General features: G+C 66.4%; 11 protein-coding genes. 2 read left to right on the top strand and 9 right to left on the bottom strand.

The window, feature by feature from the left end; translation table 11 throughout:
* Positions 1 to 13 precede the first annotated feature (13 nt).
* The 3 genes from VFW69_RS12010 to VFW69_RS12020 all read right to left on the bottom strand — a co-directional run bounded on the left by VFW69_RS12010 (position 14) and on the right by VFW69_RS12020 (position 3,231).
* Positions 14 to 1,546 carry a class I adenylate-forming enzyme family protein gene (locus tag VFW69_RS12010; RefSeq protein WP_526501462.1) on the bottom strand — a complete coding sequence of 511 codons (1,533 nt, stop codon included), beginning with the start codon at positions 1,544 to 1,546 and terminating at the stop codon, positions 14 to 16.
* 20 nt (positions 1,547 to 1,566) lie between these two features.
* Positions 1,567 to 2,409: an acyl-CoA thioesterase domain-containing protein gene (locus VFW69_RS12015; RefSeq protein ID WP_526501464.1), complete on the bottom strand. Its 843-nt coding sequence runs from the start codon at positions 2,407 to 2,409 to the stop codon at positions 1,567 to 1,569.
* Positions 2,410 to 2,517: 108 nt separating this feature from the next.
* Positions 2,518 to 3,231, bottom strand: coding sequence for a VIT1/CCC1 transporter family protein (locus VFW69_RS12020; RefSeq protein ID WP_526501466.1), 714 nt, complete (start codon positions 3,229 to 3,231; stop codon positions 2,518 to 2,520).
* 314 nt (positions 3,232 to 3,545) lie between these two features.
* On the opposite strand from VFW69_RS12020, the gene VFW69_RS12025 reads away from it, so the two are divergent.
* Positions 3,546 to 4,223 carry a chitin-binding protein gene (locus VFW69_RS12025; RefSeq protein WP_526501468.1) on the top strand — a complete coding sequence of 226 codons (678 nt, stop codon included), beginning with the start codon at positions 3,546 to 3,548 and terminating at the stop codon, positions 4,221 to 4,223.
* 97 nt (positions 4,224 to 4,320) lie between these two features.
* Here the strand turns inward: VFW69_RS12025 and VFW69_RS12030 are convergent, their stop codons facing one another.
* The 6 genes from VFW69_RS12030 to VFW69_RS12055 form a co-directional block, all read right to left on the bottom strand.
* Positions 4,321 to 4,956 carry a class I SAM-dependent methyltransferase gene (locus VFW69_RS12030; RefSeq protein ID WP_526501471.1) on the bottom strand — a complete coding sequence of 212 codons (636 nt, stop codon included), beginning with the start codon at positions 4,954 to 4,956 and terminating at the stop codon, positions 4,321 to 4,323.
* The gene (locus VFW69_RS12035; protein WP_526501473.1) at positions 4,953 to 5,885 is read right to left on the bottom strand and encodes an SAM-dependent methyltransferase; all 933 of its coding nucleotides are present in this window, start codon (positions 5,883 to 5,885) and stop codon (positions 4,953 to 4,955) included. Before VFW69_RS12035 ends, VFW69_RS12030 begins: the two co-directional genes overlap by 4 nt.
* A gap of 134 nt (positions 5,886 to 6,019) precedes the next feature.
* Positions 6,020 to 6,292 (bottom strand): hypothetical protein, encoded by a 273-nt coding sequence (locus VFW69_RS12040; protein WP_526501475.1) that lies wholly within the window; start codon positions 6,290 to 6,292, stop codon positions 6,020 to 6,022.
* A 142-nt stretch (positions 6,293 to 6,434) separates the two neighbouring features.
* Positions 6,435 to 6,866 carry a nitroreductase family deazaflavin-dependent oxidoreductase gene (locus VFW69_RS12045; protein WP_526501477.1) on the bottom strand — a complete coding sequence of 144 codons (432 nt, stop codon included), beginning with the start codon at positions 6,864 to 6,866 and terminating at the stop codon, positions 6,435 to 6,437.
* A 117-nt stretch (positions 6,867 to 6,983) separates the two neighbouring features.
* The gene (locus tag VFW69_RS12050; RefSeq protein ID WP_526501479.1) at positions 6,984 to 7,310 is read right to left on the bottom strand and encodes an STAS domain-containing protein; all 327 of its coding nucleotides are present in this window, start codon (positions 7,308 to 7,310) and stop codon (positions 6,984 to 6,986) included.
* Positions 7,310 to 9,880, bottom strand: coding sequence for a SpoIIE family protein phosphatase (locus tag VFW69_RS12055; protein WP_526501481.1), 2,571 nt, complete (start codon positions 9,878 to 9,880; stop codon positions 7,310 to 7,312). Before VFW69_RS12055 ends, VFW69_RS12050 begins: the two co-directional genes overlap by 1 nt.
* Positions 9,881 to 10,117: 237 nt before the next feature.
* Here VFW69_RS12055 and VFW69_RS12060 point away from each other — a divergent pair.
* Positions 10,118 to 10,680 (top strand): AfsR/SARP family transcriptional regulator (locus VFW69_RS12060; protein ID WP_526501483.1); only part of this gene is annotated, 563 nt, incomplete at its 3' end.

Below are 10,680 nucleotides of genomic sequence, written 5' to 3' on the forward strand. Positions count from 1 at the left end.
TTTGTTGCACGCTTCACCCGAAGGCCTCACGCAGTTCCTTCTTGATCACCTTGCCGAATTGATTACGCGGCAGCGTTTCGACGACCACCAGGTGCTCGGGGTGCTTGTATCGGCTAAGGCCTCGTGATTGGCAATGTTGCACAAGGGATTCCAACGACAGGCCACCGGCCGTCGCAGGGACCACGACGGCGCAGACGCGTTCTCCGGTACGCGGGTCAGGAATTCCGATGACGGCGACATCGGCGACGGCGGGATGGGTGGCCAACGCATTCTCGATTTCCAGCGCCGAGATGTTCTCCGCATTGCGGATGATCGCATCCTTGGTACGGCCCGTGACGCGGACATTGCCGCTTGCATCGATCAGGCCGAGATCGCCTGTGCGCAACCAGCCGTCGCTGTCGAACGCATCGGCGTCAAGTGTCGGGTCGGCGTAACCGAGGAAGCATTGGGGTCCCTTGAGCCGCAGTTCCCCCTCCTGTCCAGCGCCCACTTCGACGCCTCGGCCGTCGACCACGCGCACCTCGACCCCAGGCACCGGCGGGCCGACCGTATGGTCGAGCACCTCGGGCGGAGCGTTCAGTGGGGGCGAGGTTGCGCACGGAAACTCGGTCATCCCCCAGGCATTCGCGATTCCGGCCAGCCCGAAGGTATCGCGGACCTGACGTCCCAGTTCGGCGGTGACGGGCGCGCCGCCGGCAAGGCAGCCCCGGACCGACGGAAACAGCGGCCGATCGCCTTGAGCCCGTTGGGCTTCGAGGAACGCTACGAAAAATGGGGTCGCGGTGCCCAGGAACGTCGGATTGTGCGCAGCGATGGCCCACGGTGTGGTGGCCGGATCGAACGCCTCGAACAGAGCCAACCGCATGCCGGTCAGCAGCGCGGTGGCCAGCATTGCGGCCCCACCGATGTGGGCGATCGGGAAGGCGATCGGATCCACGTCGCTGCTGTTGGCCCCCACCATGCCCACCACTCCGGCCGACCCGGCGATGACCGAGGTGTCGGTATGACGGATCCCCTTGGGGGCCGCGGTGGTTCCCGAGGAGTAGTAGATCCAGCGAGCGTCGTCGGCGGAGCTTGGCGGCGACGGGAGGACCTCGACGCCGGCGCCGGGCAGCCGCAGCTCGCCGGTGGCCGGGGGTGTTGCCAGGTCGAGGGTGACGACCTCCAAGCCCGCGTCCCTCGATAATCCCCGAGCCAGTCCACCGTGATCGAAACCGCGCCAAAACTCGGGCACCACAAAGAATTCGGTGTCCAGTTGGCCGGTGATGAAGCCAACTTCGCTTTCGCGCAGTATCGGGATGATCGGATTCTGCACCGCACCGAGTCGGGCGAGCGCGGCCATCACCACCATCGTCTCCAGCGTGGTGGGCAGCTGCCAGGACACTACGGTTCCCGCGCGGATTCCCCGGTCGGCCAGGGCGGCGGCGGTCAAGCATGCCGCGTCGTGCAGCTGACGAGCGGTCAGGCTGCGCCCGTACTCATCGGCGAGCAGCGGCCGGCTCGATCCCCGCTGCGCCGCATCGGCAATCAACGCCCAGAACGTCACCGCCCCTACCCCTTCCAACCTCACCCAACTGACGGATCGGTGGAGGGTGGACGAAATCCCGAATGCGCGACCGCGACGGACATGCCGGTACCGATCGGCCCCTTCGCATCCACCAGGACCGCCGAGCCGCCGGCCACCCCGTCGTGACTGTGATGCGTCAGCGAGGCCAGACCGATGTGGTCGCCCACGGGCAGTCGGCTGAGCGTGAGCGTGTAGTCGACATTGATGAATTGCAGGGAGTTGGTGCCCCAGTTGGCAATCGAAGCGGTGATATCGCCAGCCATCGCCACGCGAGTGAAGGCGGTGAGCGGTTCGTCGTCGATCAGCGGGCGCGTCTCGTGTATCCACGTGTATTTCGGGCCGTCCGTCTGAGGCCAGTCCGGATCGGGGTTCTGTACGTCGGCGCCCCAGCCGTAGGTTCGCATGAACAGTGTGGAATAGGCCTCGTCCAGTGGGATCGGCGGCATTTGCACCGGTGGCGACCAGACGTGCCCGTCGGGCTGTGCGCCCCGGCGCAGAAACAGTGCGCTGGCCTGTGCGACCGGGGCGCCGTCCTGGATGATCACGGCTTCGACCAGCCGTAATCGGCGTCGGTCCTGTCGCACCTGCGTGTGTACCTCGACCGGCGCCAACGCCGTTGCCCGGGGAAGATCGACGGTCAACCGAGCCGGTTGCAGTTGCGCATCCTGAGCCGCACCCTCGACCGCCCACGCCAAGAGTCCGCCGACGACATGGCCGCTGAGCGATGGACCCCATCCCCCGCGGGCGATTCTAGTTGGCACGAAATATTTTTCGTCTCGCACAAAGTACGGCAACGGCGCCGCCCATTGAACTCCGTCCGGCGCGATATCGGGCTCGGCCACTGCATGACCCTCCGCGTTATGGGATTGCGGGCTCTGCTGATGACCGCAACTGTGGATGTTACAGTTGCGGTTCCAGTCGCTGGATATGCACCGCCGAAACCCCGACGGTCAGCCGATTGCGGCGCCCACCAGCTGACCGATCACGTAGGTGATCGCCAACGCAAGACTGCCGCCAATGGCATTGCGCAGCACAGCACGGCCCTTTGGCGCTCCACCCAACCCGGCCGAGACCGCACCGGTGATCACGAGCGCTATGAGTACCGCGGCGACCGTGACGGGGACTCTCCACGTCGTGGGCGGGACCAGGATTGCGATCAACGGCAACAAGGCACCGATCGCGAACGAGAGCGCTGACGACGATGCCGCCTGCCAGGGATTTGTCAGTTCCTCGGGATTGAAGCCCAGTTCGACCTCGGCATGGGCGAGCAGCGGATTGTGGTCGGTAAGTTCCTCGGCCACTGTGCGAGCCGTCGCCGGTGTCAGACCTTTCGCCTCGTACAGCGTCGCGAGTTCGTCCAATTCGGCGACGGGATCTTCGCGCAATTCGCGACGCTCCTGGCTCAACAGCGCCTTCTCCGTGTCGCGCTGGGTGCTGACGGAGACATATTCGCCGAGCGCCATCGACACCGCGCCCGCGACCAGTCCGGCACTGCCGGCGGTCAGTATCGGGGCGCGTTCGGCGGTGGCCGCCGCGACCCCCACGACGATGCCCGCGGTGGAGACGATCCCGTCATTGGCGCCCAGGACGCCCGCGCGCAGCCAATTCAGCTTCGACGACACCGAACCGACGTGGGGCTCGTGCGGATGTGACGCACTCGACACGGCCGCAACCATATAGAGGAAAACCCTGGGGGACTAGCCAACATAGCCTTTCCAAACCGGGACGGGCGCCGGCTGGCGACAGCCTCGATCCGCGGTTAAAAGGCCTGGTGTCGAAGGTGCGGCAGCCCGCCGGGCATGCTGTGTCCGGGTGGGCGGGATGCGACAAATTGACGCTGGGCGCAGGGCCGGCCAAAAGTTCTGCATCTGGGAGTCACAGCTGGTCCATAGCCAAGCTAATTAGCGTCGGGGATGTAACGGGGGGTGTTCCAAGGAGCTTCCTTGCCAAGTAATCCCTAGTGGATAGGTGAAGCATCATGAAGTTGAAACGACTTGTCGGAGGGGTGACCATCGCCGGAGCGCTCAGCGGTGCAGCGCTGGGAATGGGCGCCGGATTTGCCAACGCTGCTCCCGGAGGGCCACAACCTCCGGGTAATCATGGCGGGGCGGCGCCTGGTGGCGGCCACGCCCCCACTGGTCCTAACGATCCGGGCGGCCCAGGTGGCCCCGGCGGACCCGGGGGACCCGGTGATCACCCCGGTGGCCCGGGTGGCCCAGGTGGACCTGGCGATCACCCCGGTGGCCCAGGTGGCCCAGGTGGACCTGGTGGACCTGGCGGACCCGGCGATCATCCGGGCGGACCTGGTGGACCTGGCGGACCCGGCGATCACCCCGGTGGCCCGGGCGGACCCGGCGATCACCCCGGTGGCCCGGGCGGTCCCGGCGATCATCCCGGTGGCCCGGGCGGTCCCGGCGGCCCGTGGCACGGGGACGCCCAGCGTGGTTACTTCCGCGGGGCACCGTGGGGCGATGGGCCTGGCCCCTGGGGGGCTGGCGAGCCGCCGCGGCCGGCATGGGATCGACCGCTCCCCCCGCCTGGTGGGCGCTGGGACTACGGCCCGATCAATTACTGGGGTTACAACGAAACGCCGTATTGGAACGCCGGTTTCAACCAGTGGGGATTTGACTTCTTCGGAGTGTGGATCCCGCTGTGATCGATAGCTGACAAGACGCCCGCTTCGCCGCTTGGCGAAGCGGGCGTCGTCGCTAATATGCGCTGGCGCCGAGCGGCTTTCACACCCAGCGCCGGCTCTAGCTCTTAGCGCCGACGGTCAACAGGTCGGACACAAGCGCCGTCCACGCCGGTCGCGGGATCCGGTATTGATCCGTGATGACAAACCCGGCATTTTCGAACAACGTCTGCATCTCGGGCGCGGACGCGTTGTGTTGCGGCTTCCATCGAGAGTTCGCGGATGACTGCAGCCGCGGTTGCCGTGTGCTCAGCGCCGAGACGGCCGCCAGGCCGCCTGGAGCCAACACACGGTGGAATTCACGCAACGCCGCCGGCTGGTCGAAGAAGTGGAAGGCCGAGGTCGTCACGACGGCATCGAGGGCACCGTCGTCAAACGGAAGCCGCTCGGCCGGGCCGCGCAGCCACTTCACCCGATCCGATCTGGCACGAGCCTGGCCGAGCATGCCGTCGGACATGTCGACGCCATAGATCTCGTCGGGCTGCAGTTCACGCTGGATCCGATCGCTCAAAATTCCTGTGCCGCAGGCTATATCAGCGATCTTGCGTGCGCCGTGGTTGCGCAGTTGGGCTATCACCTCGTTGTGCGGAGGTCGGTAGACCCACCGTTGCAAGAAGGGCAGATCGTATGCCGGCGCGAGGAAACTCCACATCCGCGTGACGGCCTCGTTGAGCCCTCGTCGCTGCGGCGCGGTCATTTGCTCAGCACCGAGCTGTAGTAGATGGTGTCGGCCACCGACACGGAGTCGTTCGTCTGCGGAATCGCATCAAGACCGGAGTCGGCCAACAGCTCACTCATCCGAATGCCGTCCGACCGCCATCCCAGGTTGTCCAGATAGACGCCGACGTCATTGCGCTCGCCCTGGTAGCCGAGCTCGCCGAATTCCAGGTCGAAGCCATGCTCACGCCATTTGGCGGTGGCCCTGTTCATCATCTCGTAGGCTTTCTCGGTGTCTACCTGTGACATGTCCGGGATAGCTTCGCACGCCAGCCGGCTGCCGTCAGCGCTGAGTGCGGTGATGTTATCCAGCAGGCGGTCTTGCGCCTCGGGCGGAAGATACCCGAAGAGCCCCTCCGCGATCCATGCCGTGGGCTGACTCTTGTCAAAACCGGCGTCCGCCACGGCCTTTGGCCAGTCATTGCGCAGATCGACGGCGACAGTGCGCAGCTCGGCCTGCGGGGCGACGCCCAGCTTGGCCAGGGTGGCGGCCTTGAATTCGAGCACCTGCGGCTGGTCGATCTCGAAGACGGTCATATCGGCCGGCCAAGCCAACCGGTAGGCGCGCGCGTCCAGGCCCGATGCCAGGATCACGGCCTGCCGGATCCCGGCCCGCGTCGCGGCGTGGAAGAACGAGTCGAAGAATCGGGTCCGGGCGGCCATGGCGGCGGGCATGTGTTCGAGTTTCCAGCCCGACTCGTGGTCGTCGACGTCGGCGGCGATCAGGTCACCTGAGACCCAGCGAGTAAAAAAGTCCACCCCGACGGCACGCACCAGCGGCTCGGCGAATCGGTCTTCGATCAGCGGGTTGTCGGCGTTGGTCGCGATGGCTCGTGCGGCTGCGACCATCGTCGCGGTCGCGCCCACACTGGTCGCCAAATCCCAGGTGTCGTTGTCTGTGCGTGGCATGCGGCTGTTGTCCCCCTCGGAATCACAGGTTACTTAGCCGGTATAACGACCGGCGGGCGGCTAGAGTTCCCATGGCCCGCCGCCCAGCGAATTCGCCAGGCCGAGCGTCGCGTTGCCGCAGCTAGACGGACTTTCTAGTGCGGTTCGGGGCGACCGGGTCCGCCCGGTCCCCCCGGTCCACCCGGTCCGCCGGGCCCGCCCGGTCCCCCTGGCCCTCCGGGTCCGCCCGGCCCGTTCGCCTCCGGGACCAAGAACACGCATTGATTCAGATCGACGCTCCAGCCCCAACCGGGGGCGCACTCACCGTCGGCGCGGCTGATCGCCGGCGTGGCGATCACCACCACCGGCAAACCGGCCAACGCGACAGCGACGGCCCCGATTGCGCAACGCCGCAGGTAATGTGTCATCGCCGACCTCACTTCGTCTTTCGGGCAGGGCGGGCGGTGATAAATGGTCGCATCCGGCCCAACCCGCGCCCATTATTGTGCGGCAATCGACCCGTTGACGTGCCCAACTGGCGAGCATGAACGCCGTTGGCAGCCCGTGTCTTCAGTCGATGACCAATTCGAAGACCGGGATGAGCCGATCGGTATGTTGCTGATATTCGCCGAACCCGGGGGCGCGCTCGACCACCACCGGGTAGACCGAATCCCTTTCGACACGCGGCAATTCGCGCGCGGTCGCGGGCTTCGCAGGCTCCGAGCCGATCTCGACAGACACGCGAGGGTGGGCGCGAATGTTGTGCACCCAGGCAGGATTGTTGTCTCGGCCCGCCGCGGAACCGACGACATAGATTTTGCCGTCGATGTCGAAGTAGGCGACCGGGTTGACTCGTTGGGCGCCGCTTCGCGCACCGACCGAAGTCAGCAGCAACAGCGGGAAGCCCTCGAATTGCCCGCCCACTTTGCCACCATTGCGGCGAAACTCTTCGATGTTCTGCTCGTTGAATTCTCGCTCCGAGCTCAGCGCGTCGTCAGCCATTACGCCATCGTGGCACGCCGCGCGGGTGTCGGCCAACGTCCGCTGGACTTGCACTGTGTTGCACAGGTATTCGACTATTTCATCAACCTTTGGCGGACGACGGATTGGTCGCAGTTGTCACCGCCCCGCTGTCGACGGCGCGGGTTCGATGGTGGTCAGTTCGGTGAGACCGCTGACCCTGAGGACGGACATCAGGATCGGGTTGGCGAGGAGCTCGATGCGATCGGCGTGGGTGGCGAGGGCGCTGATCGCGGCGCTGTCCAGGTACTCCACCGCGCTGAGGTCGACCAGTAACGCTCCGACGCTGCCGGTGGCCTCGGTCGCGGCGCCGGCCAGAGCCAGGTTGAACGCATCGATATTGCTCAGGTCGATTTCCCCCTCGGCGACCAACACGAATTTCCCGTCGCTGCCGCGCGAGGTGTCGAGCATGAGCGGGGTGGTCATCAGGTGATCCTCGTGGATAGGTGGACGGTGGTGCCGTCGGTATCGGGCCGTATGTCGACATCGTGCATAAGGCTTCGCATCAGGGGAATGCCCCGACCGCGATGAGGGTACGAAGCCGGCTGCGGAGCCTTCCACGAGCCAGTGTCGGTGATGGTCAACTGCACCTCGTCGCCGAGTGCGACCGCGCCCAGGCGAATCGTGCCCTGCGGTGTATGACGATGACCGTGCTCAATGGCGTTGGCGACGGCTTCCCCCGCGGCAACGAGTACGTTCAGACTCTGATCCGGGTCTATCTGGGCTCGGCTCAACCAGTTACGCAAGGCGTTGCGGGTGGGAGCGAGTTGGCTGACGTCGGCCGGAAAATCCAGCTCTAACGGGGCCGGATGACGGTACAGCAGCAGGACCACGTCATCCTGGTAACCGCCGTCTGGAGCGACGCGGGACATGACCTGGTCCGCCAGATCGTCCAGCGCCATCGCGCGGGCATCCTGCGCGACATCGACGACCCTGGAGATGCCCATATCCAACGGACTTCGCCGACGTTCGACCAGACCGTCGGTGTAGAGCAGAAGTGTCGAACACGCCGGGATGGTCACACGGGCTTCCGGGCGGAACCAGTCGCCTCGTACGCCCAGCGCAATGGTGTGACCGTCGTCGAGCATCTGGGTGCTGCCGTCACCGTGCACCAAGATGGGTGGCGGGTGTCCGGCGCTGGAGTAGACCAGTTCACCGGTCTCGGGCGTGAGCACAACGCATACGGCGGTGGTGCATTGCGCGCCGGGCAGCCGCGCCGCGAAGCGGTCCAAGCCCGCGAGAGCCGCACTGGGACTTGGATTTTCGAACAGCAACGCGCGGCAGGCGCTGCGCACCTGGCCCATCACGGCCGCGGCGGCGAGGCCGTGGCCGACGCAGTCGCCAACAACCAACCCGATGCGGCCGTCAGCCAGGTCGACAATGTCGTACCAGTCGCCGCCCACCTGCAGGGGCCGCGTCGCGGCCTGATAGCGCGCCGCGAAACCGCTGGGCAGATCGGCTGGGCCAAGGATCGCGTGCTGCAGGGCCAGCGCAGTTTCGCGCTGCTGATCGACCTGGTGCACCCGCTGCAGTCCCTGGCCGAGGCGGCCGGCCAGGACGGTGAGCAGGGTCTGGTCCTCGAGGGTGAACGGGCGCCGCGCAACCAGATCCATCCAGACGACGAGCACGCCTTCGGGGTGCTGCAGCGCAATGCCCACCGTTCCGGGTTGCGGCGCATTGGGGGTGAGCAGGTCGCCGTCGCGCAAAACGCTGAGCGCCTTCTGGACGTCCGGTGGCAGGTCGGCCCACTGCGTGGGCTCGCCCACCGACACCACCTGCGGTACACCGAACGCCGTTTCGATGGAGGGACTTTGTGTCGGGAAGGTGACGGCCAGAACGCGGCGCGCCCGCCAGAGCCGGCGCAATTCCTCGGCGGCGGCTTGCACCGCGTCATCGACGTTGTCGGCTTGGGCCAGTTCCTGGTTGAGCGCGTGTTCGCGGCTCGCCGCCAACGCCAGGGCGATCGCCGCGTGCCGGGCGAAGTCACTGACCAGGTCGAGGTAATCATTGCCGAACGCGGGCTGGTGCGGGTCGCGTGCCACGGCGATGACGCCGAGCACCGCGTCGTCTGCAATCAGCGGCATGACGATAGCGGAGCGTTCACCGACATCGGTGAAGCCCTCGATCGGGTACTGGAAGGAATCGGTAATCAGCGGCAGGCCGCGGCGGGCCACGCCGCCGGTGGTCGAACCGTCCATTGGAACCTGTCGACCGATCACCTCCGAGGAGTACCGGCCCGCAGTCGCGGCGACGACCAGGGTGTCGACCTCGTCGACGGGCAAGTCGGCCTCCCTGGGAACCAGCAGGATGGCCTGCTCGGCGCCGGCCAGCTCCAGCGCCCGGTTCACGATGAGCTGCAACGGCCCTGTCTGCGGGTCGCCGGACAGCAGTGCGGTGGTGATCTCGCGGCTGGCCTTCGTCCATTTCGCCGATTCACGCTCTCGCTCGAAGAGTCGGGCGTTGTCGATCGCCGCGGCCGCCGCCGTGGCCATGGCGCGTACGGCGCCTTCCTGCGAGTTGGAGAAAGCTCGACCGGGCCGATCGTCGGCCAGGTACAGGCTGCCGAAGTTGGCCGCCCGCACGGTAATCGGGATGCCGAGGAGCGCATGCATCGGCGGGTCGTGTCCGGCCAGTTCGGCGGTCAGGGGGTGGGTATTCAGATCGTCGACGCGTAGACCATCGCCGACCGGAAGATCGCCGAGCCGCCGTGCAATTTGAACATCGATTCCCGCATGCACGAAAGAAACGAGCGCCCCGTCGGAGGCGCGGATGCCCAGGGCGGCGTAGCGGGCGCCGGTCAGCTCCATCGCGGCTTTGAGGACGCGCTGCAGCGTCACATCCAGGTCCAGGTCGGAGCCGATCTCGACGATGACCCGCACCAGTTGTTCCATCTGGTCACGCGCCGCCACCAGCTCGTCGAGCTGATCATGCATCCGGCTGACCAGGTCGCGCCGGCCCTGCCAGGTGAAGGCGGACTCGCTCTGGTCGCTGTCCATAGGTACCCACGGTAAACGGTCGGGTGAACGGCAATGTCCGGACGGCAGGACTCCAGCACCGCGCTGAGCTTTCTCGTCCACGGATGGGCGAGTACCCGCTCAGTAGCTGGCCGACATCTGCGGAGCTCACGTGAGATTGCTGGCACTCAAGAATTGCAGGCAGTGCGCCTTTACCCGTTCTTGACCAGGTATTGAATTGTGCCGCCGAAGATAGCTGACGTGAGTACGCTTTCATCGGTGGAACTGGGGGTTTTGGGACCTCTCCAGGTCCGGCAAGACGGAGCGTCCGTCGTCATACCGGGCGCGAAACCGCGCGCCATCCTCACGATGCTCGGACTGCACAGCGGCTCCGTCGTGCCGGCCGACACCCTCGTCGAGCTGCTCTGGGGCCAGGATCCGCCGCGCACCGCCGCCAAGGCTCTGCAAACCCACATCTCTTCGTTGCGTCGCACCCTCGGCGACGGGTTTGTGGTTACCCAGGGGGCGGGCTGGATTCTCGCCGAGAGCGAGGTCGATGCCGCGCGCTACAAATCGGCGGCCCGGCTGGGACGCGATGCCGCCGCGGTGGGCGACACCAGCCAGGCATTGGCCCGCTTCGAAGAGGCCGTTGCCCTCTGGCGCGGAATCCCCGAGCTGCCCGATGGTCGACGCGGAACGTCCGAAAAGACGCGATGGGTCGAGAGCCACGCCGCGCTGGTCGAGGACCGAGCCGACGCACTGCTGGCTACCGGTCGCGCCGCGGAAGTCATCGGTGATCTCGAGGGCGCGGTGGCTGACGCTCCGCTGCGCGAGAGGCGATG

The organism is Mycobacterium sp. (assembly GCF_036273375.1).
Lineage (GTDB): Bacteria > Actinomycetota > Actinomycetes > Mycobacteriales > Mycobacteriaceae > Mycobacterium.

What these genes read in the sequence shown, in the direction of transcription:
- VFW69_RS12030 (WP_526501471.1), bottom strand. Translation starts at nt 4,956, where the DNA reads ATGACCGCGCCGCAGCGACGAGGGCTCAACGAGGCCGTCACGCGGATG.
- VFW69_RS12035 (WP_526501473.1), bottom strand. Translation starts at nt 5,885, where the DNA reads ATGCCACGCACAGACAACGACACCTGGGATTTGGCGACCAGTGTGGGC.
- VFW69_RS12050 (WP_526501479.1), bottom strand. Translation starts at nt 7,310, where the DNA reads ATGACCACCCCGCTCATGCTCGACACCTCGCGCGGCAGCGACGGGAAA.
- VFW69_RS12055 (WP_526501481.1), bottom strand. Translation starts at nt 9,880, where the DNA reads ATGGACAGCGACCAGAGCGAGTCCGCCTTCACCTGGCAGGGCCGGCGC.
- VFW69_RS12045 (WP_526501477.1), bottom strand. Translation starts at nt 6,866, where the DNA reads ATGGCTGACGACGCGCTGAGCTCGGAGCGAGAATTCAACGAGCAGAAC.
- VFW69_RS12025 (WP_526501468.1), top strand. Translation starts at nt 3,546, where the DNA reads ATGAAGTTGAAACGACTTGTCGGAGGGGTGACCATCGCCGGAGCGCTC.
- VFW69_RS12040 (WP_526501475.1), bottom strand. Translation starts at nt 6,292, where the DNA reads ATGACACATTACCTGCGGCGTTGCGCAATCGGGGCCGTCGCTGTCGCG.